Here is a 22,249-nt window from a genome sequence, read left to right as displayed (position 1 = left end):
GTTGGCCTGAAACATCGGGTGCGACGGCAGTAGCCGCACAGACATCAGCATCTCCGAATCACTTCCCGAGGCGTTGAGGTACTTGATCCGCTCGATGGTCTGCACGGCATGCTGACACACCGTCTGCGGTGCGAAAGACACTGAGTCGTCCCCGGTGCCGCGATAGAAGAACGATGGGTGACTGAGACTCGGCCTGCCCGCACGAGACGTTCCCAAGAACTGGTCATTCTCAGTGCCGGACGGCCGGGGCAGGCAGGTGATCATTACTTCCTTGCCCACCGTCGGCTCGCGTTCGGCGACAAGCCGAATAACGGCAGTGAGGATGTCAGCGGCTCGCGCCGGATCTCCGCCGGCCCTCATTACGCGCTTGAGCCCTCTCATGGCGGCACGGAACTCTTCCAGTCTCATGAGTGCGCCGGCTCGCGCCAGGAAGAATGTGCCTGGCCTCTCCACCGCTCCGTTCCTCATCGCCCGCAGCCACGTGAACTCTTTAGTGGCGGCTCGCAGGTTTCCACGCTGATCATGGAAGTTGCTGATCAGCCCGGCGTAGGCAACGTGCGAGCCGTCGAGCTGCGGTGCCCAGCCAACCAGGGAGAATGCCTGCGGGTGCGGGACTCGCCGGCTCTCCAGCCAGTCTGTCGCTGCACTGAGGAGGGACGTGTACAGGTCGTCAACCGATGTCGCACCACCGACGATCTCGGTAATCCAGTCATCTACTGGCTTGACGTTGCGGTGATCCCGGTAGGCGTTCCCCGTGAAGGCAATGCTTGCCATGTTGCACCAGACAACGGCCTTGTTCCATTCGCCAGCGAGAGGCTTGCGCGCTACCGAGAGACGCCTGTCCGAAGCCTGCATCACGAACGAGTCGCAGGCCAACGCGAGGAGGAGTGTCAACGCCAGCACCTCTGCGAGTCGATAGAGGACCATCCGTGGGATCGACGGAAGTACACGTCGCAGGCTACCAACCTCGCGCTCAGCCCTCGTCGCGCTCGCGCTCCCGCAGCCTCTCAGACTCCCGCACCACGAACATCGCTCGCCGATGCCGTCGCGCCAGTGCAGCGAACAGACCGGACGATCGCCGAGGCCGGAGAGCTATCGCACCAACCACGTCGGAGAGGCTCCTCGCCACGGGGGGACCGTAGGCGAGAAGAACCAGCAAGTACGGCACGAGGAGACAGCCGATCAGCGCGCACAGGGCTTCGACCATGCCCGGATGCTATGCGACCCGACCGGCTGATCGTGTCCGCCAACCAGGCCGCCGATGGTCAGACCAACCCGCGCTCTGCCCACGTCTGCGAGTCCCCGCGCCATCGGGAGTTGCCGAGCCGGCGAGGGTCGAGCGAGCGCGCGCCTTGGTACGTCTTCCCCACCCGCAGGTCGAGCAGGAGCGACACCACCTCGCGTTGCTGGCCGATGGTCAGCCGTTCCCACCTCTGCTCGACGCCAGGCCCGACCAGGTCTCGGACCAGCGGGGGCACGTCGACATGCTCTGCTCGGCGCTCGGCATCTTCGATCTCGGCGAGCAACGTCCGCTCGATGGAAGCTAGACCGGCAGGGGTGATCTCATCGCGTGCGGCTGCCGCGTACCACTCCTCCAGCCGGGCCCGCTTCTGCTTGGCTTCCTGCCGTGCCTGCTCAACCACTCCCCGGTCTGCCGGTGGGGCGAGCAGGTCGAGCGCATCAGGACGGGACAGCCGAGCGACCAGCACAGCCACCACGAACTGCTCAAGCACGGTTGTCTTGACCGACACGCAGAACCGAGCCGAGCACAGGTAGGCGTAGTGCGTGCGGTTCTTCTGCACCCGCATGCGCGACCCGCACACGTCGCAGACGGCGGCACCGGAGAGCAGGTGGCGGACGGTGGTGTCTCGCTGAGTCTTCCGCCGAGGGTCGGTCAGGATCGACCGGCAGACCGCGTACGTCTCGGGATCGAGGATGGCCGGCCAGTCAGCATCGCCAACGATCTTCCCGAGGTGCACCCGCTTCCCGATGTACCCAGGGTTCTGCAACATCCGGCCGATCTGGCTGAGCGACCATCCCTGCTTGCCGCCGCGTGGCGTTGGGATGCCCCGGCGGTTGAAGTCCTCAGCGATCGAGTAGCAGGCTTCCCCGCTGGCAACCCGCTTGGCTGCCTCGCGGATCACCTCGGCGTGCTCCTCGTGGATCACCTGCGCCACGAACTGACCACCGTCGCCGTAGATCCGCCGGTACCCGTAGAGCAGTCTGCCGTGTGGCTTCCCTGCCGCAGCGTTGGCACGGACGGCACGCAACACCCGGTCTCGGGTCAGGTCGGCTTCCCGCTCCGCGAGCAGGGCATCAAGTCCCGTGGTGAAGCGGTCATCGGTGCGGCTCAGGTCGTACAGCCTGCCCGAGTAGCTGTAGCCGATCCCCTGCGCCTGGCAGAGCTTCCGCAGCGAGAGGTATGCCTCAAGGTCCCGTTGCGCCCGGCTGCCTTCCCACATCACCAGCACGTCAGCCTTGCCGGCTTCAAGGAAGGCGCGCAGCGCCTGGTACTCGGGGCGCTCCTTCTTCGCGTAGCGGCTGGCGCTCCGGTCGTTGTCCGAGAACACCCGCACCACCTGCCAGCCTTCCCGCTCGCAGACGGCTCTACAGTCGGCTTCCTGCTCCTCGACAGAGCGACCGAGGTTGTTGGGGTCGGATGAGACCCGCGTGTAGATCACCGCGCGCATGACCTGGTAACCTACCACTACCCCTGTTCGACGTTCGAGCCGGACACGGCGTTCAGGTGGGTCATGCCGGTGGTCCGGAAGTCCGCCTCCACGGCCGGCACCAGCCGACTGGTGTCGCCGACGACCAGACCGGGCAGCAGGCCGCCCGGCTCGTCGGGCAGCGGTTCGCAGGCGCGTTGCAGTCCGGCGCGCAGCGTGCCGGCCGCGCGCTGGAGCCACGGCGCCGAGCCGTGCGGCGTGGGCGGGCCGGTCACGGTGAGCACCGCGGCGGTCAGGTCGCCGCCGCGCGGGGCGGCCAACCGTCCCTGCGCGGTCACCCGTTGCCCGGGGAGCAGCCCTCGCCAGGCCGGGTGGGAGGCCAGCACCAGGCCGCGGACGGGTCCGGCCACCCGCCGGCCGTCCCGGGCGGTGAAGTGGTCCAGGTCGGCCCGGACCAGGAGGGTGGCGGGCCGGCCGGCGGCGCCCCGCACGGGGCGCGGGTCGTCCCGGAGGACCAGTTCCACGGTGACCGGGGCGCGCTCGTCGACCAGCGCCCGGACCGGGGCCGCGTCGCGGACCACGAGCCGGGCGCTGGTCGCGCTGGCCCCGCAGACCACGCCGACCAGCACGGCGACGACGATCCAGCCGTGCCGGCGGAACCGGGCGGCCGGGCGGCCGAGAACGCCGAGCAGGTGGGCGCCGACGAGAGCGGCGAGGACGGCGGCGACGGCGGCCAGTGCGGTCGCCGCTGCGGCGGTGAGGTGCAGGCCGGCGAGTGCGGCGAGCCAGGCGGCCACGGCCAGTCCGGCCAACCGCAGGTCCGGGACGTCGGGCCCGTGGCCGTCGCTGGCCGGAGCGTCGTGCGGGGTCCCGCCGGCGGGCTGGTCGGTGGGGTGCGAGCCGACGGCGTTGCGGCGGGTGCTCATACCGTCACCAGGTCCTTGAGCTGCTCGTACCGGGCGTCACCGATGCCCTCGACCTGGCGCAGGTCCGCCACCGACCGGAAGCCGCCGTGCTGCTCGCGGTGGGTGAGGATCCGCTGGGCGAGCACCGGCCCGACCCCGGGCAGGGCGTCTAGCTGGCCCAGGGTGGCGGTGTTGAGGTTGACCGGCGCGCCCGGCGCCGGGCCGGCAGCCGCCGGCCCCGCCGCTCCACCGGCCGGGGGCGGGCCGGCGGGGCCGGGCGGGGCGGCGACGCCCACCAGGACCAGTTCGCCATCGGTGAGCTTGCGGGCCGGGTTGAGCAGGGCCACGTCCACGCCGGGCAGCGCACCGCCGGCCGCCTCGACGGCGTCGGCGACCCGGGCGCCCGCCGGCAGCCGGACCAGGCCGGGGCGGCGCACCTTGCCGGCGACCGCGACCACCAGTTGGCCGTTCGGCGCGCCGGGCGAGCCCTGGGGGAACGGCGCCGACCCGCCCGGCGCGGCGACCGTGGACACCGGCCGGACCGGCTCGGCGTGGGGCCGGGACCGCCAGGCCCAGAGCGCGGCGCCGAGCACCACGACCAGGGCGACGGCGGCCAGCGCCCGCACCCCGCGCCGCCCCGGGTCGAACGCGCCGGGGCCGGGCAGGAGCACGGAGCGGCCCGAGGAGTTCTCTTCGTCGACGACGCGGACCCGGGCCGAGGTGGGCCGGTCCCCGACCACCGGGGACAGGATGGACTGGTTTCCCACGGCGATCCGGGGCGCACTGGACCGGCTCGGCCCGGGCCACTCCGGCGCATCGGCCTGCGGCGTCTCGGTCGACTCCACCGGGACGGACCCGAACGGCTCCGGCGGGACCGACCCGGGCGACTCCGCAGGGAGCGAACCGGACGGCTCCTCGACTCCGGTGCCCGGGATCGGGGACCGGAAGGGGGCCGGATTCGCCCGTGGGGAGCGGGTCGGGGCGAGCAGGTCGAACGTCGGCCAGTCGGGTGGGATCGCACCCGGCGGATCCGCCGGCCGGCGGTCGGCGTGGGCCGCCGGATCGGGGCCGGCGGCCCGAAGGTCGGCCGGCGGCGGGTCGAACAGCAGGGTGAGCCGCCGCCGCACCCGGATCTCCTCGTCATCTGGCACGCCGCGAGGCTAGGGCGGGTGAGCCACGCCGCTCAGGTTCGCGCTCGTCCCCTGTGGACGACAACGCTTCCTGTGGACAACGCCCTGATCATGCGGAGCCGTGCTATCGGGTGTCCGGTGCCTACCGGGCCTCCGGGTCCAGGCCGAGCGCGGCCCGGCCGCCGTCCACCGGCAGGGTCACCCCGTTGACGAAACCGGCCTGCGGCGACAGCAGGAACGCCACGGCGTCGGCCACCTCCGCGGCCGCACCGATCCGGCCCACGGGGTGCAACCGGGCCAGTTCCGCGGTCACCCGTTCCGCCTCGGCCGGCTCCTGGCCGGCGAGGAACTCCGCGTGCCGCTCGGTGGCGATCGAGCCGAGGGCCACCGCGTTGGTGCGGATCCCCCGGCCGCCGTACTCGACGGCCAGCGCCCGGGTCAGCCCCTCGACGGCGGCCTTCGCGGTCGCGTACGGCAGGGCGCCGGGCACCGGGCGGCGCGCCTGGTGGGAGGAGACGTTGACGATCGCGCCGCCGGTACCGGCGGCCAGGAAGCGGCGTACGGCGGTGGCGGCGCCGACCACGGCGGGGCGCAGGTTGAGCCCGATCAGGTCGTACACCTCGGCGGCGGGCGCGGTGTGCAGGGCGGCGTCCCGGAAGACCGCGGCATTGTTGACCCAGCCGGCCAGCGGGGCGGCCCGCTCGGCCAGGTCGGCGGCCTGCCCGGTGACCCGCTCGTCGGCGGCGTCGCCGACCACCGGCAGCAGCCGCCGCGCGGCGGGATGCGCCGGCAGCCAGGCCAGCCCATCCCGGTCCCGTTCGACGACGACCACGGTGCCGCCATCGGCGGCCAGCCGCTCCACGATCGCCCGCCCGACGCCCCGGCCACCGCCGGTCACCACGAAGGACATGCCGTCAGGCAGCCGGCCGACGGTGGATCACCACGCAGGCCAGGCCCGGCCCGGCGTGCGCGGCGACGACCGCGCCGGCCTCGGAGACGTACGTGTCGTGCAGGTGGTCGCCGAGCCGCTCGGTGAGCGCCCCGAGCAGTTGTTCGGCGCGCTGCGGGGCGGCGAGGTGGTGCACGCCAAGGTCCACCTCGGCATCGCCGGCCGCCTCGACGGCCAGGTCCACCAGGCGGGCCACGCCCCGGCTGGCGGTACGCACCTTGTCCTTGAGCACGATCGCGCCGTCCGGCATGTGCATGATCGGCTTGACCGACAGGGCGGTGCCGAGCAGCGCCTCGGCGGCGTTGATCCGGCCACCCCGGCGGAGGAACTCCAGCGTGTCGACGTAGAAGAAGATGGTGGTGCGTGCGACGGCGTCGGCCGCGGCCTGGCGTACGGCGGGAAGGTCGGCGCCCCGCTCGGCGGCCGCGGCGGCGGCGAGCACCGGGAAGCCCAGGCCCATGCCGGTGGAGCGGCTGTCGACCACCGCGACCCGGTCGCCGATCTCGGCGGCGGCCAGCTGGGCCGCCTCCACGGTGCCGGACAGCTCGGCGGAGATGTGCACCGAGACGACGCCCTCGGCGCCGTCGGCGAGCAGCGCCCGGTAGACCTGGGCGAACTGTTCCGGCGACGGCCGGGAGGTGCTCGCCGAGACGCGCCGCCCGCCGAGCGCCCGGGTGGCGTCGGCCGGGAGGGTCTCGACCCCCTCCAGCCCCTCGGCCCCGTTGAGCACGACGGTCAGCGGGATGACGGTGAGCTGGTGCGCGCGCACCAGCTCGGGCGGGAGGTAGGCGGTGGAGTCGGTGACGACCGCGACGGGCATGCCCGGCACGCTAGCCGATGTCGCCGCGGCGTGCCGGGGCCGTTTGGTCAGACCGCCTCGGTCAGCGCCGGCTGCGTGATCAGCCCGACATTGTGGGCGCGCAGGTGCCAGCCCCGGACGTCGTCGTGGCGCAGCTCGGTCCAGTGGCAGTTGGCGAGCGAGCCGACGCTGCGCAGCACCGCGTGGTCCCAGCCGAGCAGGTGCCCGACGCCCTGGCGGGCGCCGCCACCGTGGGTGGTGACCACGACGGTGCCCCCGGCGGCGAGGTCGGCGGCGTCCTGGAAGGCGGCGCCGAGCCGCTTGCCGAGATCGGCGAGGCTCTCGATGCCCGCGCCCGGGTCGGGGTCACCGGCCCGCCAGCGGGCGTACTCCGCGGGGAACCGTTCGCTCACCTCGGTCAGGGTGAGGCCCTGCCAGTCGCCGAAGTGCCGCTCCCGGAGCCGGGCGTCGGTGCGGACCGGCAGCCCGGTCAACGCGGCGAGCGCGGCGGCGGTGTCCGCGGCGCGGCGCAGGTCACTGGCGACGATGGCGTCCGGGCGCAGCCCGGCCAGCGCCGGGGCGGCGCAGCGCGCCTGCTCCCGGCCGAGGTCGTTGAGCGGGACGTCGGTCTGCCCCTGGACCCGGCTGGCGGCGTTCCAGTCGGTGTTGCCATGCCGCCAGATGATCAGGCGGGTCATTCCGCAGCGGCGGGGCGGGCTGCGGACTCCGCGTCGACGAGGTCCCGGTCCACGAACGGGATCTGCGGGCAGTCCTTCCACAGCCGGTCGAGGGCGTAGAACTCGCGCTCCTCGGTGTGCTGGACGTGCACCACGATGTCGACGTAGTCGAGCAGCACCCAGCGGCCGCCCCGCTGGCCCTCGCGCCGGATCGGCTTGGCCTTCTCCGGCAGCTCGAGCAGGCGCTCCTCGATGGCGTCGACGATGGCCAGCACCTGACGCTCGTTCGGGGCCGCGGCGAGGACGAACGCGTCGGTGATGGCGAGCTGGTCGCCCACGTCGATGATGGCGATGTCCTGCGCCTTCTTGTCGGCCGCAGCCTGGGCGGCGGCCATCGCCAGCTCGTGAGCGCGTTCGGAAACTGTCACCGTTCTCCTTCGATCAACCGTGCGACCCTCCAAGCCTCTCACACCCGGCCGGGCGACGACTTGTCAGTTCTGGTCGATTACGCGGACGAACGAGGGCTTTCCGGGCGTTTCCCCTCCTGGTACAGGCGCCGTTTGGCGATGTACTGCACCACACCGTCCGGCACCAGGTACCAGACCGGCTCGCCCCGGGCCACCCGGGCGCGGCAGTTGGTGGAGGAGATCGCCATCGCGGGCACCTGCACCAGGCTGACGGTGTCGGCGGGCAGGTGCTCGTCCGACAACTCGAACCCCGGCCGGGTCACCCCGATGAAGTGGGCGAGCGCGAAGATCTCGTCCAGGTCCTTCCAGGAGAGGATGCGCTCCAGGGCGTCGGCGCCGGTGATGAAGAAGAGCTGCACCTTCGGGCCGTACTCGGCCTGCAGGTCGCGCAGGGTGTCGACCGTGTAGGTCGGGCCGCCCCGGTCGATGTCCACCCGGCTGACCTGGAACCGCGGGTTGGAGGCGGTGGCGATGACCGTCATCAGGTAGCGGTCCTCGGCCGGGCTGACCGGCTCGTCGGCCTTCTGCCACGGCTGGCCGGTCGGGACGAAGACCACCTCGTCCAGCCCGAACCGGTCCGCCACCTCGCTCGCCGCCACCAGGTGCCCGTGGTGGATCGGGTCGAAGGTGCCGCCCATGATGCCGATCCGCCGGATGTCTTCCTCCACCCCGCGATCGTAGGCCGGCCCCGGCCCACCGCCCGCCGGGGCCGCCGCCGTCCCGCGCACCGGACGTCGCCGGCTCCCCCGCGCCCGGGGGCGTTGCCGGCTCGCCGCGCCGCAGGCGTTGCCGGCTCGGCCGGCGCCCGGGGAGGCGTTGCCGGCTCGGCCGCGTCGGGTCGGGTGGGGCCGGGCTCGTGACGGGCCCGGCCCCCGGTCCGGGTCAGGCGCCCGCGGCGGCCACCGCCGTCCTGGCCACCAGCGCACGACGCAGGTCGTCGTCCATGTCGGTGACCCGCCGGCGCAGCCCGGGCGTGAGGTCGTCGCGGGCCAGCAGGGCCGCGGCCAGCTCCCGGGTGGGCTGCGCCACGGCGTAGCGGGGGAAGGCCAGGGTCGCCACCCGGTCGGCCGTCCAGGGGGTACGCAGCCGCGCGGCCGCCGGCATGTCGGCGAAGTACCGCTCGACGTACGGGGTGGTCAGCGCGGCCTGCTCCGGCTGCCAGAAGCCCTCCGCCGTCGCCTCCACGAGACGGTTGGAGAGCTCCGCGTTGACCGTGATGATCTCCCACGCCGCCGCCTTGGCGGCCGGGTTGGGCAGCGCGGCGCGGCACCCGGCGGCCCGCTCCGCGCCGATGGCGCTGCGGTCGGCGGCCGCCTCGGCGGCGATCTCCGGTTCGCCGGCCACGCCCAGCACCACCAGCCGCAGCAGCACCGCCCAGCGCAGGTCGGCGTCCACGGCGAGCCCGGCCGGCACCCCGTCGCCGGCCAGCCAGCCGGTGAGCAGCGCGGTGTCGGTGGTCGAGGCGATCAGCCCCCGGGCCGCGGCGAGCTGGAGCGAGCCGCCCGCGGGCGCCCCGGCGAGCAGCGTGCCGCACGCGTTGGCCACCCGGAGCAGGGCGGCGTCCCGGGCGAGCGGGTCGAGGTACCGGTCGATCAGGTTGCGGCTGAGGGTGAGCACGTCCTCCGCGATGATCACCTCGGTCTCGGCGGGCAGCGCCGCCGCGATCAGCGCCACCACGGCGTCGACCGGCCGCTCCCCGTCGGTGGCCGCGTCGAGCGCCTCGCCCCAGAGCAGCGCCCGGGCCAGCGGATCGGGCAGCCCCGGCAGCACCATCGGCACCGCGTCTGCCGAGGCCGGGTCGAGGCGGATCTTGGCGAAGGTCAGGTCGCCGGCGTTCGGCAGCAGCAGGCCGGTGGCGGGCTCGCCGACCAGCCCGGTCAGCTCGGTACGCCCCTTGTCCACGTCCGGGTCGAGGTCCACCTCGAAGCGGCCGACCGTACCGTCGGCGGCGTACCGGGCGACGCCGATCCGGTGCGGGCGCAGCACCGGGTACGCCTCCGGCGCGGTCTGCACCACCGCCGCCTCGCGCCACCGGCCGTCGGCGTCCACCGCCGTCTCCATCCGCAGCGTGTTCACCTGGGGGCGGCGCAGCCAGCGCTCCGCCCAGTCGGTCAGGTCCCGCCCGCTGGCGGCACTGAGGCTGGCGAGCAGGTCGGCCAGGGTGGCGTTGCCGAACCGGTGGGCGGCGAAGTGCGCGTTCAGGCCGGCCAGGAAGACGCCGTCGCCGAGCCAGGCGACCAGCTGCCGCAGCACGCTGGCGCCCTTGGCGTACGAGATGCCGTCGAAGTTGAGCAGGCCCTGCGCGGCGTCCGCGACCTCCTCGGGGGCGACCGGGTGGGTGGAGGGCCGCTGGTCGGCCGCGTACCCCCAGGCCTTGCGGCGCATGGCGAAGGTCGTCCAGGCCTGGTCGAAGCGGGTCGCCTCGGCGGTCACCCGGGTGCCGAGGTACTCCGCGAACGACTCGTTCAGCCAGAGGTCGTCCCACCAGCGCATGGTCACCAGGTCGCCGAACCACATGTGCGCCATCTCGTGGGCGATGGTGGTGGCGCGCAGCTCCCGCTGGGTGTCGGTGACCGCGGAGCGGAAGACGTAGTCGTCGCGGAGGGTGACCAGGCCCGGGTTCTCCATCGCGCCGGCGTTGAACTCCGGCACGAACGCCTGGTCGTACTTGCCGAACGGGTAGCGCTCGGCGAAGAGCTGATGGAACCGGTCGAGGCACTGCTTGGTGACGGTGAAGATCTCGTCCGCGTCGGCGTCCAGGTGGGCGGCCAGCGAGCGCCGGCAGTAGACGCCGAGCGGCACGCCGTCGTGCTCGTCGTGCCGGACGTGCCACGGCCCGGCGATCAGTGTGAAGAAGTACGTGGCCAGCGGCGCGGTGGGGGCGAACTCCCAGCGGCCGGGCGCGGGCCGGTCGGCGACCGGGCCGTTGGCGGCGACGGTCCACTCCGGCGGGGCGGTGACCGACAGGGTGACCGGCGCCTTCAGGTCGGGCTGGTCGAAGGCGGCGAAGATGCGCTGCACGTCGTCGAGGAAGGACATCGCGTACAGGTACGTCTCGCCGTCGGCCGGGTCGACGAAGCGGTGGATCCCCTCGCCGGTGTTCGAGTACGCCATCTCGGCGGCGACGGTGAGCGTGTTCTCCTCGGCCAGGTCGGTCAGCGGCAGCCGGTTGTCGGCCAGCGCGCCCGGGTCGAGCGCCCGGTCGTTGAGCCGCGCCTCCAGCAGGCTGGCGGCTTTGACCTCGGCGAAGGTCTCGGCACCGGGGGTGGCCCGGAACCGGATCGTGACGGCGGAGCGGAACCGCTCGCCGGCGGGGGTCAGGTCCAGGTCCACCTGGTAGGACTGGACGGTAATCAACGCGGCACGCGCGGTCGCCTCTACACGGGTCAGGCTCGGCATCCGCTTATCCTGCCCGATGGGGATCCGGACGGGCTCCCCTGTGACGCATGGCGATGGAGGAACAACGATGGGTCAGCACCCCAAGGGCGACTTCGACCTCTCCCGGGCGGTCTGGCAGCGGGCCGAGGGCGACACCTCGGACAGTGCCGTGGAGGTGGCCTTCGTCGGCGATCTGATCGGCATGCGCAACTCGGCCGAGCCGGACGGGCCGGTGCTGGTCTTCACCCAGGCCGAGTGGGACGCCTTCGTGGCGGGCGCCCAGGACGGCGAGTTCGACCTGGACTGAGCCGGCGGCGGGCCGGCCGCCGCGCTCAGTCACCGTCGCCCCAGCCGAGGCCGCCCGGACCGGGGGCGTGGTGGAAGCCCGGATGGCCGGCCACGTCCGCGCAGCGCTCGCCGTCGGGCCCGAGCGCGCCGCAGAAGAGCCGCTCCGCCCGGTGCCACGCGTCGGCCGGGGAGAGCGCCGCCGACCCGAGCGCCAGCTCCGGCCGGAGCAGGCTCAGCGCCTCGGCGTACCCCACGGCCAGCTCGCGGGCGACCGACGGCTCGGCGGCGGTGAAGCCGAGGTGCACGGTGAAGAACCGGGCCGGCCGGCCCACCGCCCGGCGGGGCGGCGCGAGCAGGCTCTCCTCGCGGTCGCCGCGGCCCGGGCCGAATCCCGGCACCGTCCGCCGCTGCCGCCAGTAGGGCGCGCTGTTGTTGTCCCGCATCCGTCCTCCCCGTCGCCGACGACCGCCGGGAGCGATCCCTTGCCCCCGGTCGATGGCCGACCCGCTGCCGGCCCGGAACCAGCGAACCAGCTTTCCGGCGCCGTGGGAGGGGCCAGCCCGACGCCAGTTCGCCGCACCGGTCCCGCCCGGGCGGGACCGGTGCGGCGCGGGGATTCACCCCTGCCGGCCTGGGTAGACGAAGCGCACCGGGACGTGCCCGGTCGTGGAGAGCAGCGCCGACCGCTTCAGGAGCAGCAGATGAGCATTCCCGTCGACCGCAGCCCGGAGAGCACCCTGGCGTTCCTCAGGGAGGGCTACCGGTTCATCGGCGCCCGCTGCGACCGGTACGGCAGCGACGTCTTCCAGACCCGGCTGCTGCTCGTGCCGACCATCTGCCTGCGCGGCCGACCCGCCGCGGAGCTGTTCTACGACAACGACCGCTTCCGCCGCAAGGCGGCCATGCCGATGCGCGCGCAGCGGACGCTCACCGGCGTCGGCGGGGTGCAGGGCCTCGACGACGCCGCGCACCGGGACCGCAAGGCGATGCTCATGTCGGTCCTGACGCCGACCGCGATCCGGCAGCTCGGCCAGCTCTTCGACGACGAGTGGCGGGCCCGGATCCCGGTCTGGGAGCGGTCCGGGCGGGTGGTGCTCTACGACGAGGTCGCCCGGATGCTCACCCGGGCCGTCTGCGCCTGGGCCGGGGTGCCGCTGGCCGACTCGGACGTGGCCCGCCGGACTACCGAGCTGCACGCGATGATCGAGGCTCCGGCCGCGGTCGGCCCTCAGCACTGGCGGGGCCTGCTCGGCCGGCGGCGCGCGGAGCGCTGGATCGGCGACATCGTCGACCGCGCCCGGGCGGGTAGCCTGCCGGCACCGGCGGGCAGCGCGCTGCGGGTGATCGCCGAACACCGCGACGAGCGGGGCCACCCGCTGCCCCGCCGGATCGCCGCGGTCGACCTGCTGAACATCCTCCGCCCGACCGTCGCCGTGGACCGCTTCGTGGTCTTCGCCGCGCTCGCGCTGCACGACCACCCGCAGTGGCGGGAGCGGGTCCGCGGCGACGAGGCCGCCACCGAGAGCTTCGTCCAGGAGGTCCGCCGCTACTACCCGTTCTTTCCGGCCGCGGCGGCCCGGGTGCGGCGCTCCTTCGACTGGGCGGGTCACCACTTCCCCCGCGGCCGACGGGTGCTGTTCGACCTCTACGGCACCAACCACCACCCGGAGCTGTGGCCCGGGCCGGAGCAGTTCCGGCCGGACCGGTTCGCCGGCTGGCGCGGCGACCCGTTCAGCCTCGTTCCGCAGGGCGGCGGGGACCACCTCACCGGCCACCGCTGCGCCGGGGAGTGGCTGACCATCGAGCTGCTGAAGCGGGCGGTGACCAACCTGACCAGCGCGATGAGCTACCGGGTGCCGCCGCAGGACCTGACGGTCAACCTGCGCCGGATGCCTGCCCTGCCGCCGAGCGGCTTCCTCATCGACGGCGTCCGTCCGGCCGGGTGAGCCGGGCTACTGCGCCACCACCAGCGCCTGGGGGGCGGCCTGCTTCATCCGGGTCCGCAGCCACTTCAGCTGCATCGCGGTCTCCTGCTCGCAGGCCTTCACCACCGTCAGCAGTTCGGAGTCCCGCGCCCCGTACGCGGCCTGGCCGACCACCGCCCAGCAGATGTCGCACTCCGCCGCCATCAGGTAGAGGTCCTGGAGGTCGCGGAGCAGGCCGAGACCGCCGGTGCGGGTGCCGGAGAAGAGCTGCGAGTGCAGCCGGTCCGGCTCCGTCGGGGCTTCCTCGGCGTACCGGCGGGCGAACGGGGCCAGCTTCCCCGCGTGCCCCCGGCACTGGGCGGCCAGCTTCTCGCAGGTGTGGAAGACGTCCGGCTCCTCCCGGTGCGCCTCGCCGACCTCGGTGAAGGCGTCACCGAGGCGTTCCTGGGCCTTGTGCAGCAGCCCGAGATAGTGCGCCAGGTGCATCTCACTCCCCCCTCGACGGTGCCTCGGCGGCCGGTCCCCCGACGGTGGCCGGGATGCCCGCCCCGTCCAGCGGCGCGGAGCCGCCGACCGTGGGCGCGGGCGCGGGCCGGCCGCCCGAGTCGGCCTCCTTGACCACCCGGACCGCGGCCACCTTGAAGATCGGTTGCTTGGAGACGGGGTCCCAGGCGGTGATGGTCAGCTCGTTCGCCGCCCGGTCGTGCCGCCCCTGGCCGGGTGCGGCACCGTCGGCGGCGTCCCAGTAGCCGTAGTGGAAGGGCAGGAAGACCACGCCGGGGCGTACCCCGCAGATCCGGGCCCGGGCGCGGACGACGCCGCGCGGTGACTCGATCCGGACCAGGTCCCCCTCCCCCACGCCCAGCGGCCCGGCGTCGGCCGGGTTGAGTTCCACCCAGCTCTCCGGCGCGGCGTGCACCAGTTGGGTGGCCCGCCCGGTCTTGGTCCGGGTGTGGAAGTGGTAGACGGTGCGGCCGGTGGTGAGCAGCAGCGGATACTCCTCGCTCGGCACCTCCGGCGACGGCTGGTACGGCGCCGCGTGCAGGAACGCCCGCCCGCCCGGCTCCTTGGCCCGGTACTCGTCGGGCAGCAGCTCCGCCCCGGTGGCCAGGTCGTGGCCGTACGACTCGCAGTAGTCCGGGTCGGTGTTGAACACCCCGTCGGGGTAGAGCCGTTCGGTGCCGTCCGGGTGCTCCTCGGTGCAGGGCCACTGGATGCCGCCGGAGCGCAGCCGCTCGTAGGTGATCGCGGTGTAGTCGCAGGGTCGGCCCCGCGAGCACTCCTTCCACGCCTCGAACACCTCCTCCGGCCCGGTCCAGGTGATCAGCGGGTTGCCGTCGGCGTCGCGGAAGTCCATCCGGCGCGCGTAGTCGAGGAAGATGTCCAGGTCGGCGCGGGCCTCGCCGGGCGGCTCGACCGCCTTCTCGGAGATGTGCACGGTCCGGTCCACGCTGGTGAAGGTGCCGGTCTTCTCACCCCAGGTCGCCGCCGGCAGCACCACGTCGGCCAGCTCGGCGGTCTCGGTCAGGAACAGGTCCTGCACCACCACGAACAGCTCCGGCTGCGCCAGGATCCGGCGGATCCGGACCAGGTCGGGCAGGGAGACCGCCGGGTTGGTGGCGGAGATCCAGAGCAGCTTGATCGAGCCCTGCTCGGCGTACCGGAAGATCTGCATGGCGTGGGTCGGCGGCGCCCAATGCGGGATGGTGTCGACCTCGACGTTCCAGAGCCGGGCCAGCTCCGCTACGTGCTCCTCGTTCTCCCAGTTGCGCAGGCCGGGCAGGTCGCCGTCGGCGCCGCACTCCCGGTTGTTCTGCGCGGTCGGCTGGCCGTTCATCTGGTAGAGCCCGGCGCCGGGCCGGCCGATCATGCCGCGGATCAGGTGCAGGTTGTTCACCTGGCAGGCCGCCGCGGTGGCCTGGTTGGACTGGTAGAAGCCCTGGAGCACGGTGGAGAGCAGCCGCTCCGAGTGCCCCAGCAGCTCGGCCGCCTGCTCGATCTGCCGGGCCGGCAGATCGCAGATCTCCGCCACCTTGGCGACCGGGTAGTCCGCCACCACCCGGCACAGCTCGTCGAAGCCGAGCGTGTGGGCGCGGACATACTCCTCGTCGTACCAGCCGCGGTGGATCAGCTCCCGGAGCAGGCCGTTGAGCAGCGCCATGTTGGTGCCGTTGCGCAGCGCCAGGTGCACGTCGGCCTCCCGGGCCACCGGCGTGGCGCGCGGGTCGACCGCGAGCATCGCCGGCGGGTTCGGCCCGCGCCGCCGGTCCAGCATCCGCATCCAGAGCACCGTCTGCGTCTCCGCGACGTTGTGCCCCCACAGCGCGATCGCGTCGCAGTGGTCCACGTCGGTGTACGAGCCGGGCTGCCCGTCGGTGCCGAAGGACGCCTTCATCGCCGCGGCGGCGGTGGCCGTGCACAGCCGGGTGTTGCCGTCCATGTGCGGGGTGCCGAGGCCGGCCTTGCCGATCACGCCGAGCGTGTAGTACTCCTCCAGGAAGAGCTGTCCGCTGGTGTAGAAGCCGAAGTGCCCCCAGCCGCCCGGGCCGTCCAGCAGCTCCTTCGAGCGGGCCACGATCCGGCCCATCGCGGTGTCCCAGTCGGTCTCCACCAGGCGGTCGCCCTCCCGCACCAGCGGGCGGCGCAGCCGGTCCGGGCTGTGGTTGGCCTGCCAGCCGTACAGGTCCTTAGGGTCGACCCGGCCGTGGTTGATCCGGTCGCCGGCCCGGCCGCGGACCCCGACGATCCGATCGTCGATCACCGCGATGTCCATCGCGTCGCCGTTGGAGTGCAGGATGGACGCCGTCGGCACCCAGCGCTGCACGTCGGCCTCGGTGTGGCCGTCGGCGAGGAAACTGTCCACCCGCACCGGCCACCGCTGACCCGGCCCGTACGGGGTGCGCGGCCCCCACGGGTCCGCGATCCGGTCCACCATCTCTCAGCCCTCCTCGGACGGGCCCCGCCACAGCGGCATCGGCCGGCCGGTGGCCCGGTTGAACAGCCGGTCGACCGCGGTCACCAGGAGCACCGCCGCTGCCGCCGAACGCCCTGACGGCGGTGGTCGCGCGGGACGGGTTCTCCTCGTTCGCGGGCATGACGAGTGCACTACCCCCGCGATGCGCAAACGAATCGACCGCGCTGGTCAGGACCGCTTCGGGTGCAGGACGGTACGCAGGCAGCCCTCCTCCTTCTTCTCGAACATCTCGTAGCCGCGGGCGCCCTCCTCCAGGGACATGGGGTGGGTGGCCAGGTAGCCGGGGTCGATCTCGCCGGCGGCGAGCCGGTCGAGCAGCATCGGGATGTACCGCTGGGCGTGCATCTGCCCCATCCGCAGCACCAGGGCCTTGTTCATCGCCGCGCCCAGCGGGAACTTGTCGACCAGGCCGCCGTACACGCCGACGATGCTGACCGTGCCGCCCTTGCGGCAGGCCATGATCGCCTGGCGTACCGAGGTGGGCCGGTCGGTGGTCAGCCGGGCCGACTGCTTCGCCTTGTCGTACGCGTAGGTCGGTCCCACATCGTGCGCCTCCATGCCGACGGCCTCGATGCAGGCGTCCGGCCCCCGGCCCGCGGTCATCTCGCGCAGCGCCTCCAGCACGTCGGTCTCGGCGTAGTTGACGGTCTCCACGCCGAGCCGGTCGGCGGCGGTCCCCAGCCGCTCGGGCAGCCGGTCGATGACGATGACCCGCCCGGCCCCGAGGAGCTGGGCGGCCCGGGCGGCCATCTGGCCCACCCCGCCGGCGCCCCAGACCGCCACCACCTCGCCGCCCTTCAGTCCGCAGAAGTCGGCGGCCATCCAGCCCGTCGGCATCGCGTCGGAGGCGAAGACCACCGAGTCGTCCGGCACCCCGTCGGGCACGGTGAACGCGCCGACGTCGCCGAAGGGCACCCGGATGTACTCGGCGTGGCTGCCGGAGTAGCCGCCGGCCGCGTGCGAGTAGCCGAGGATGCCGGCCGGCGAGTGCCCCCAGAGCTTCTCCGGGATCACCGGCTGCGGGTTGGAGTTGTCGCAGAGCGAGTACTGCTCGGTGCGGCAGTACCAGCAGGAGCCGCAGGCCACCACCGAGCCGACCACCACCCGGTCGCCCACCTTGAGCCGCTGGACGCTCGGGCCGGTCTCCACCACCTCGCCCATGAACTCGTGGCCGAGGATGTCGCCCTCCCGCATCGCCGGCAGGTAGCCGTTGATCAGGTGCAGGTCGGAGCCGCAGACGCTGCTGGCCCGGACCTTGACGATGATGTCGCCCTGGGCGCGGATCCGCGGCTCCGGCACGTCGCGGACGGCGAGCTTGCCGACGCCCTCCCAGCACAGCGCCCTCACGGCCGGCCTCCCGCCATCAGCTTCTCGCGGACCTTGTTGGTCGCCGCCTCCTGCTTCGGGCTGCGCCCGGACGGGTCGTGCCGGGTGTCGATCATCTGGCCGGTCTCGATCAGCGACTTGATCCGGCGCAGCGCGTCCCGCAGCCCCCGGTCCGGGTCCCGGCGGGTGGTCAGCCCGAGCGCCCGGCGGACCCGGCCGGACCGCCAGCGCAGCTCGGCCCGGATCTCGGTGCCCCGATCCTGCGGGGCCGGAACCAGCTCGACCTGCCCCTGCTGGATCACCGGCCCGCGGGTGACCCGCCAGCTCAGCCGGCGGGGGCCGTCGACGCTGATTTCGGCCCGCCACTCGGTGCGCCCGCCGGCCGGGTCGCGCGCCACGCAGCGCCATCGGTTCTCGTCGAGCTGTTCCAGGGTCGCCCACTCGGCAAGTGCCCGGTCCAGCCGTTCCCGGTCGCTCCAGAAGCCGATCACGGCGTCCACCGGCCGGTCCACCGTGATCCCCCGGTGGACGACGTACCAGCCGCCCGCCCGATCCGGCTGGTGTCGACGCCGCCGTCGGGCGACCACCCGGCCGACACCGACCGCGGTCACCGTGGCGGCGCCCGCCAGCGCCCACCTCGTTCCGTTGCTGGTCATCACGTCTCCTCCACCGGGGCGTCCGGGGATGGACCGCCCGCGTCCCGGAGCGCTACCCGGCGTGGCGGCGTCGAAACGACAAAGCGGTTTGATGGGCGGAATTCCGGGCACCCGGCGGAGACCCGATCCCCTGTTCCGCCGGGAGGCGACCTTGGCCTTCGACCCCAGCGAGTACGGCCGCCGCATCCCGGCCGACGTCTATGACGAGGCGTACGGCCACCTGGATCCGGAGACCGCGGTGAACCGGCTGATGGCGCTGGCGGACGGGGGTCCCGTCTGCGAGTTCGGCATCGGCACCGGCCGGCTGGCGCTGCCGCTGCTGGAGCGGGGGCTGCGGGTCGCCGGGGTGGAGGGATCGCCGGAGATGGTGGACCGGCTGCGGGCCAAGCCGGGCGGGAACCGGGTGGAGGTGGCCGTCGGCGACTTCGCCCACACCCGGGCCCCCGGCGAGTTCGGCCTGGTGCTGCTCGCCTTCAACACGATCTTCGCGCTGCCGGACCAGGCCGCCCAGGTCGCCTGCTTCCGTAACGCCGCCGCGCACCTGCGCCCCGGCGGCCGGTTCGTGATCGAGGCGTGGGTGCCCGACCCGGGCGCCTTCCGCGCCGGGGGCGCGCTGCGCCCGATCCGGGTGGCCCCGGACGCGGTGCTGCTGGAGGCGGCCGAGCTGCACCCCGCCGAGCAGCGGATGACCACCACCAAGGTGTGGCTGACTGACGACGGGATGCACCTGCTGCCGGCCAACCACCGCTACGCGTGGCCGGCCGAGCTGGACCTGATGGCACAGCTGGCCGGGATGACCCGGGAGAGCCGGTGGGCGGACTGGACCGCCCGGCCGTTCACCGACGACAGCCGCGAGCACATCACCGTCTACCGGCGTGGGACGGGGGCGTGAGCGCCCCGGCCCGCGGCCCCGACGCCCGCCCGCCCGCGGTCACCGACCGGCTCCGCGCGGCCACCGGGCCCGCCGCCCCGGTCCTCGCCGGGTCGGCCGCCGCGCCGGGCGCCCGGCCGCGCCCCCACCTGCCGATCGAGTACGTCCTGCCGCTGCGCTGGACCGAGGACAGCGGCCTGGCGGAGCTCACCGATCATCTGCGCGCCCTCGCCGGCTGGGTGGACGTGACGGTGGTCGACGGCTCCGCGCCGGACCGCTTCGCCCGGCACGCCGCCGCGTGGCGGGAACTGGTCCGGCACGTCCGCCCCGATCCCGCGCTGCACGGCGCCAACGGCAAGGTGCTGGGGGTGCTGACCGGGGTGGCCCTGGCCCGGCACGAGCACGTGGTGATCGCCGACGACGACGTCCGGTACGACGAGGCGGGGCTGCGCGCGGTGCACGAGCTGCTGGACCGGGTGGACCTGGTCCGGCCGCAGAACCACTTCGACCCGCTGCCCTGGCACGCCTGGTGGGACACCGGCCGGATCCTGCTCAACCGGGCGTTCGGCGGGGACTGGCCGGGCACCCTGGCGGTGCGCCGGAGCACGTTCCGCGCCATGGGCGGCTACGACCCCGACGTGCTCTTCGAGAACCTGGAGCTGGTCCGCACCGTGCGGGCGTACGGCGGGGCCACCGCCACCCCCGCCTGGCTGCACGTACGCCGGCTGCCGCCGACCGCCGCGCATTTCCGCGGGCAGCGGGTCCGGCAGGCGTACGACGACCTGGCCCAACCGGTCCGGCTGGCGACCTCGCTGGCGGTGCTGCCCGGCGCGCTGGCCGCCCTCGCCGCCGGCCGCCCGGGGCTGCTGCTCCGGGCCGCCGCGCTGACCGTGGCGGTGGCCGAGCTGGGCCGCCGCCGGGCCGGCGGCACCCGGGTCTTCCCGGCGCACACCGCGCTGGCCGCCCCGCTCTGGGTCCTGGAACGGGGGGTCTGCTCCTGGCTGGCGCTGGGCCGGCGGCTGCGCGGCGGGGTCCCCTACGCCGGCGCCCGGCTCCGCGACGCCGCGCACTCCCCGCGCGCCCTGCGCCGCCGGCTGGCCCGCGGCGGCCCCGGCGAGCTGCGGCTCTGGGTGGAGGCCGACGGCTGCCCCGGGGGCCGGCCGCGCGCCTGACGGCGAGGTCCGCCCACGCGACAGCTCGCGGCCTGCCCGGCGGGTGCCGGGCGTGGCCGCGAGCTGCGGCGTACGAGGAACGGGGTCAGTACCGGACCTGGTCGCGGGACTGCTGCGCGGTCTCCTTGACGTCCTGGGCGGCCGACTTCGTGTCGTCCTTGACCGCGTGGACCGCGTCCTGGGCGGTGGACTTCACCGACTCGGTGGCGTGCTGCGCCGGCTCGCGCAGCTCCTCCTTGAGCTCGCTGGCCACCTCGCCCAGCTTCTCCTTCACCGTGCCGGCGTGCTCGCCGGCCCGCTCCCTGACCTGCGTGGCCACCTGCTGCTCGCGGCGGGTGGCCGGGATCAGCGAGGAGACCAGCATGCCGGCCCCGAACGCGATCAGGCCGGCGGCCAGCGGGTTGCCCTCGGACTTCTCCCGCAGTACCTGCGGGGCCCGCTGGGCGGCGTCGCCGACGGTGGAGGCGGCGGCGTGCGCCTTGTCGCCGACGGTGGCGGCCGCCGAGGAGGCGTGGTCGGCCACCGAGTGGGCGGCGTCACCGGTGTGGTGACCGTAGTCCGAGGCGGTTCCCATGACCTTGTCCCTCACATTCTGGAGCGCGTTGCGCGCCCGCTGCTTGCGGTCGTCGACGATGCGGCCCGGGCTGACCTTGTACGCCAGCGCGTCCACGTCGGAGCTCAGGCTGTTACGGGTGGCCTCGATCTCCCGGCGGATCTGGGCGGGGTCGGTGCTCATCGGGTGACTCCCTCCGGGTGCGGCTTGAGCGCGTCGGGGATGCGCTGCACGCTGTCGTTGGTCTGCTTGAGGCCGCGAATGCGCTCGGCGTTCTTCTTGGCCATGGAGTAGAGGACCGCGGCGATGACCGCCCAGATGACGGCCACGATCAGCGCGGCCCAGCCGGCGTCCATCACGTTGGACAGCCCGGCCCAGAGCGCGATCGAGAGGAAGAGCGCCACCATGTAGCCGCCGAAGCCGGCGCCGCCGAAGAGCCCGGCGGCCTTGCCCGCCTTCTTGCCCTCCTGGCGGATCTCCGCCTTGGCCAGCTCGACCTCCTGCCGCATCAGCGTGGACAGGTCGGTGGTCACCTGGCGCATCAGCTCACCGATGGAGCTCTGCCGGACCTCGTCCGCGGTGTGCGGGGCGCCCGCCTCCGGCTGATAACCGGAGTCGAGTCCGGACCCCTGCGTCGGCATGGTCATGCCGTCGCCTCCCTTCTGACGGATCGGCCGCTCACGGACGGGTGACACCGCTCGACGGCACGCCCGGCAGCGGGTCGGTCTGGCTCACCGGCGGCAACGGCTGGCCGGTGCCGGTCTGCGGCTCGGCGTAGCCGCCGCGGGTCGGGTCGGTGTAGCCGCCCGGCTCGGCGTAGCTGGTCTGCGGGTCGGCGTAGCTGCCCGGCGTCGGGTCGAGGTAGCCGCCCGGCGGCACCTGATCCGGCACGGCGCGCGAGGTCGGGATGACCGCGGTCCGGTCCGGGTCGTAGCCGGTGCCGTACGCCCGCTGGGCGGTGCCGTGCTCGTCACCGGCGGCGGCGATGTTCTTGGTCAGCCGGCCGGCGAGCACGCCGAGAACGGCGGCGCCGATCAGGAAGGTGCCCGGGTTGCGGCGGGCGTAGGTCTTCACCTCGCGGAGGATGTCGCCGGGCTCGCGCTGCTCCAGCCAGCCGGCCACGCCGTGCACCCGGTCGGCGGCCTGGTGGGCCAGCTCGCTGACCGGGCCGGACTGGCCGCTGTTCTGCGCCATCGAGCGCATCTCCTCGGCCAGCGACCGGAGCCCACCGGCCGCGCGCTGCTGCTGCTGGCTCGTCTGGGCGGCGACCTGGTAGCGGGCCTCGCCGTAGAGGTTGCGGGCCTGGCGCTTCGCCTCGCCCACCACCTCCTGGCCCTGCTCCTTGGCGGTCTGGGCGACCGCGCCGCCCGCGTTCGCGGTCTCCGAGCCGACCTGGCGGGCCTGGTCGCGGACGCCACCGCCGTTGTTCGACTCCTGCCGCGTGGAGGACGTGGGTGAGAGATCGTAAGTCATGATTACCCTTCCGCTCGGATGGTCGTAGCGGTTGTGC

General features: G+C 73.8%; 22 protein-coding genes and 1 pseudogene. 4 read left to right on the top strand and 19 right to left on the bottom strand.

Features of this window, described 5'->3' with window-relative positions:
* From I8N68_RS29740 to pepN, 11 genes and pseudogenes are all read right to left on the bottom strand, one after another.
* Nucleotides 1-894 (bottom strand): hypothetical protein (locus tag I8N68_RS29740; RefSeq protein ID WP_200216144.1); only part of this gene is annotated, 894 nt, incomplete at its 3' end.
* 79 nt (nucleotides 895-973) lie between these two features.
* Nucleotides 974-1,207, bottom strand: a complete 234-nt coding sequence (locus I8N68_RS29735) for a hypothetical protein (RefSeq protein WP_200216141.1) — start codon at nucleotides 1,205-1,207, stop codon at nucleotides 974-976.
* A gap of 58 nt (nucleotides 1,208-1,265) precedes the next feature.
* Nucleotides 1,266-2,690, bottom strand: coding sequence for a recombinase family protein (locus I8N68_RS29730; protein ID WP_200216139.1), 1,425 nt, complete (start codon nucleotides 2,688-2,690; stop codon nucleotides 1,266-1,268).
* A 29-nt stretch (nucleotides 2,691-2,719) separates the two neighbouring features.
* Nucleotides 2,720-3,595, bottom strand: a pseudogene (locus I8N68_RS29725) (ComEC/Rec2 family competence protein); the annotation flags it as partial.
* Nucleotides 3,592-4,347 (bottom strand): ComEA family DNA-binding protein, encoded by a 756-nt coding sequence (locus I8N68_RS29720; protein WP_307813027.1) that lies wholly within the window; start codon nucleotides 4,345-4,347, stop codon nucleotides 3,592-3,594. The pseudogene I8N68_RS29725 and the gene I8N68_RS29720, both read right to left, overlap by 4 nt.
* A gap of 499 nt (nucleotides 4,348-4,846) precedes the next feature.
* On the bottom strand, nucleotides 4,847-5,614 hold the full coding sequence (locus I8N68_RS29715; RefSeq protein WP_200216137.1) for an SDR family NAD(P)-dependent oxidoreductase: 768 nt from the start codon (nucleotides 5,612-5,614) through the stop codon (nucleotides 4,847-4,849).
* A gap of 4 nt (nucleotides 5,615-5,618) precedes the next feature.
* Nucleotides 5,619-6,473 carry a DegV family protein gene (locus I8N68_RS29710; RefSeq protein WP_200216135.1) on the bottom strand — a complete coding sequence of 285 codons (855 nt, stop codon included), beginning with the start codon at nucleotides 6,471-6,473 and terminating at the stop codon, nucleotides 5,619-5,621.
* Nucleotides 6,474-6,520: 47 nt separating this feature from the next.
* The gene (locus I8N68_RS29705) at nucleotides 6,521-7,150 is read right to left on the bottom strand and encodes a histidine phosphatase family protein (protein WP_200216132.1); all 630 of its coding nucleotides are present in this window, start codon (nucleotides 7,148-7,150) and stop codon (nucleotides 6,521-6,523) included.
* Complete coding sequence (gene rsfS, locus I8N68_RS29700; protein WP_200216129.1) at nucleotides 7,147-7,557, bottom strand: ribosome silencing factor; 411 nt, start codon at nucleotides 7,555-7,557, stop codon at nucleotides 7,147-7,149. Before rsfS ends, I8N68_RS29705 begins: the two co-directional genes overlap by 4 nt.
* 77 nt (nucleotides 7,558-7,634) lie before the next feature.
* Entirely contained in the window at nucleotides 7,635-8,264 is a 630-nt protein-coding gene (nadD, locus tag I8N68_RS29695) for a nicotinate-nucleotide adenylyltransferase (RefSeq protein WP_200216120.1), read from the bottom strand.
* Nucleotides 8,265-8,478: 214 nt separating this feature from the next.
* Entirely contained in the window at nucleotides 8,479-10,995 is a 2,517-nt protein-coding gene (gene pepN / locus I8N68_RS29690) for an aminopeptidase N (RefSeq protein WP_200216117.1), read from the bottom strand.
* A 67-nt stretch (nucleotides 10,996-11,062) separates the two neighbouring features.
* On the opposite strand from pepN, the gene I8N68_RS29685 reads away from it, so the two are divergent.
* A complete protein-coding gene (locus tag I8N68_RS29685) occupies nucleotides 11,063-11,281 on the top strand; it encodes a DUF397 domain-containing protein (protein ID WP_200216115.1) in 219 nt (72 codons plus the stop codon).
* Between the two features lie 25 nt (nucleotides 11,282-11,306).
* Here I8N68_RS29685 and I8N68_RS29680 read toward each other — a convergent pair whose 3' ends face one another.
* On the bottom strand, nucleotides 11,307-11,705 hold the full coding sequence (locus I8N68_RS29680) for a hypothetical protein (protein ID WP_200216113.1): 399 nt from the start codon (nucleotides 11,703-11,705) through the stop codon (nucleotides 11,307-11,309).
* 258 nt (nucleotides 11,706-11,963) lie between these two features.
* On the opposite strand from I8N68_RS29680, the gene I8N68_RS29675 reads away from it, so the two are divergent.
* Nucleotides 11,964-13,208, top strand: coding sequence for a cytochrome P450 (locus I8N68_RS29675; protein WP_200216111.1), 1,245 nt, complete (start codon nucleotides 11,964-11,966; stop codon nucleotides 13,206-13,208).
* Nucleotides 13,209-13,214: 6 nt separating this feature from the next.
* On the opposite strand, the gene I8N68_RS29670 is transcribed toward I8N68_RS29675, so the two are convergent.
* From I8N68_RS29670 to I8N68_RS29655, 4 genes are all read right to left on the bottom strand, one after another.
* Nucleotides 13,215-13,673, bottom strand: coding sequence for a hypothetical protein (locus I8N68_RS29670; RefSeq protein WP_200216109.1), 459 nt, complete (start codon nucleotides 13,671-13,673; stop codon nucleotides 13,215-13,217).
* A 1-nt stretch (nucleotide 13,674) separates the two neighbouring features.
* A complete protein-coding gene (locus I8N68_RS29665; protein ID WP_200216107.1) occupies nucleotides 13,675-16,122 on the bottom strand; it encodes a molybdopterin oxidoreductase family protein in 2,448 nt (815 codons plus the stop codon).
* Nucleotides 16,123-16,329: 207 nt separating this feature from the next.
* Complete coding sequence (locus I8N68_RS29660) at nucleotides 16,330-17,508, bottom strand: zinc-dependent alcohol dehydrogenase (protein WP_200216104.1); 1,179 nt, start codon at nucleotides 17,506-17,508, stop codon at nucleotides 16,330-16,332.
* Entirely contained in the window at nucleotides 17,505-18,143 is a 639-nt protein-coding gene (locus I8N68_RS29655) for an SRPBCC family protein (protein WP_200216102.1), read from the bottom strand. The genes I8N68_RS29660 and I8N68_RS29655 overlap by 4 nt, the downstream gene beginning before the upstream one ends.
* Nucleotides 18,144-18,294: 151 nt before the next feature.
* Between I8N68_RS29655 and I8N68_RS29650 the strand changes: the two genes are divergently transcribed.
* On the top strand, nucleotides 18,295-19,035 hold the full coding sequence (locus tag I8N68_RS29650) for a class I SAM-dependent DNA methyltransferase (protein WP_234040840.1): 741 nt from the start codon (nucleotides 18,295-18,297) through the stop codon (nucleotides 19,033-19,035).
* Complete coding sequence (locus I8N68_RS29645; RefSeq protein ID WP_307813025.1) at nucleotides 19,032-20,186, top strand: glycosyltransferase family 2 protein; 1,155 nt, start codon at nucleotides 19,032-19,034, stop codon at nucleotides 20,184-20,186. The genes I8N68_RS29650 and I8N68_RS29645 overlap by 4 nt, the downstream gene beginning before the upstream one ends.
* Nucleotides 20,187-20,271: 85 nt before the next feature.
* Here I8N68_RS29645 and I8N68_RS29640 read toward each other — a convergent pair whose 3' ends face one another.
* Genes I8N68_RS29640 through I8N68_RS29630 form a run of 3 tightly spaced genes read right to left on the bottom strand, consistent with a single transcriptional unit; the run spans nucleotide 20,272 to nucleotide 22,212 of the window.
* On the bottom strand, nucleotides 20,272-20,922 hold the full coding sequence (locus I8N68_RS29640) for a DUF3618 domain-containing protein (protein WP_200216096.1): 651 nt from the start codon (nucleotides 20,920-20,922) through the stop codon (nucleotides 20,272-20,274).
* The gene (locus I8N68_RS29635) at nucleotides 20,919-21,386 is read right to left on the bottom strand and encodes a phage holin family protein (protein ID WP_200216093.1); all 468 of its coding nucleotides are present in this window, start codon (nucleotides 21,384-21,386) and stop codon (nucleotides 20,919-20,921) included. The genes I8N68_RS29640 and I8N68_RS29635 overlap by 4 nt, the downstream gene beginning before the upstream one ends.
* A gap of 31 nt (nucleotides 21,387-21,417) precedes the next feature.
* Nucleotides 21,418-22,212, bottom strand: a complete 795-nt coding sequence (locus I8N68_RS29630; RefSeq protein ID WP_200216090.1) for a hypothetical protein — start codon at nucleotides 22,210-22,212, stop codon at nucleotides 21,418-21,420.
* Nucleotides 22,213-22,249 lie beyond the last annotated feature (37 nt).

The organism is Micromonospora coerulea (genome assembly GCF_016598485.1).
Classification (GTDB): Bacteria; Actinomycetota; Actinomycetes; order Mycobacteriales; family Micromonosporaceae; genus Micromonospora; species Micromonospora coerulea.
Note: the sequence above shows the minus strand (reverse complement) of the source record. Positions and strands in the feature narration are given on the sequence as shown.

Excerpts from the sequence above, each read along its gene's own strand:
- I8N68_RS29735 (WP_200216141.1), bottom strand. The coding sequence starts at position 1,207 with ATGGTCGAAGCCCTGTGCGCGCTGATCGGCTGTCTCCTCGTGCCGTAC.
- I8N68_RS29730 (WP_200216139.1), bottom strand. The coding sequence starts at position 2,690 with ATGCGCGCGGTGATCTACACGCGGGTCTCATCCGACCCCAACAACCTC.
- I8N68_RS29715 (WP_200216137.1), bottom strand. The coding sequence starts at position 5,614 with ATGTCCTTCGTGGTGACCGGCGGTGGCCGGGGCGTCGGGCGGGCGATC.
- I8N68_RS29710 (WP_200216135.1), bottom strand. The coding sequence starts at position 6,473 with ATGCCCGTCGCGGTCGTCACCGACTCCACCGCCTACCTCCCGCCCGAG.
- I8N68_RS29705 (WP_200216132.1), bottom strand. The coding sequence starts at position 7,150 with ATGACCCGCCTGATCATCTGGCGGCATGGCAACACCGACTGGAACGCC.
- pepN (WP_200216117.1), bottom strand. The coding sequence starts at position 10,995 with ATGCCGAGCCTGACCCGTGTAGAGGCGACCGCGCGTGCCGCGTTGATT.
- I8N68_RS29685 (WP_200216115.1), top strand. The coding sequence starts at position 11,063 with ATGGGTCAGCACCCCAAGGGCGACTTCGACCTCTCCCGGGCGGTCTGG.
- I8N68_RS29680 (WP_200216113.1), bottom strand. The coding sequence starts at position 11,705 with ATGCGGGACAACAACAGCGCGCCCTACTGGCGGCAGCGGCGGACGGTG.
- I8N68_RS29675 (WP_200216111.1), top strand. The coding sequence starts at position 11,964 with ATGAGCATTCCCGTCGACCGCAGCCCGGAGAGCACCCTGGCGTTCCTC.
- I8N68_RS29670 (WP_200216109.1), bottom strand. The coding sequence starts at position 13,673 with ATGCACCTGGCGCACTATCTCGGGCTGCTGCACAAGGCCCAGGAACGC.
- I8N68_RS29665 (WP_200216107.1), bottom strand. The coding sequence starts at position 16,122 with ATGGTGGACCGGATCGCGGACCCGTGGGGGCCGCGCACCCCGTACGGG.
- I8N68_RS29655 (WP_200216102.1), bottom strand. The coding sequence starts at position 18,143 with ATGACCAGCAACGGAACGAGGTGGGCGCTGGCGGGCGCCGCCACGGTG.
- I8N68_RS29640 (WP_200216096.1), bottom strand. The coding sequence starts at position 20,922 with ATGAGCACCGACCCCGCCCAGATCCGCCGGGAGATCGAGGCCACCCGT.
- I8N68_RS29635 (WP_200216093.1), bottom strand. The coding sequence starts at position 21,386 with ATGACCATGCCGACGCAGGGGTCCGGACTCGACTCCGGTTATCAGCCG.
- I8N68_RS29630 (WP_200216090.1), bottom strand. The coding sequence starts at position 22,212 with ATGACTTACGATCTCTCACCCACGTCCTCCACGCGGCAGGAGTCGAAC.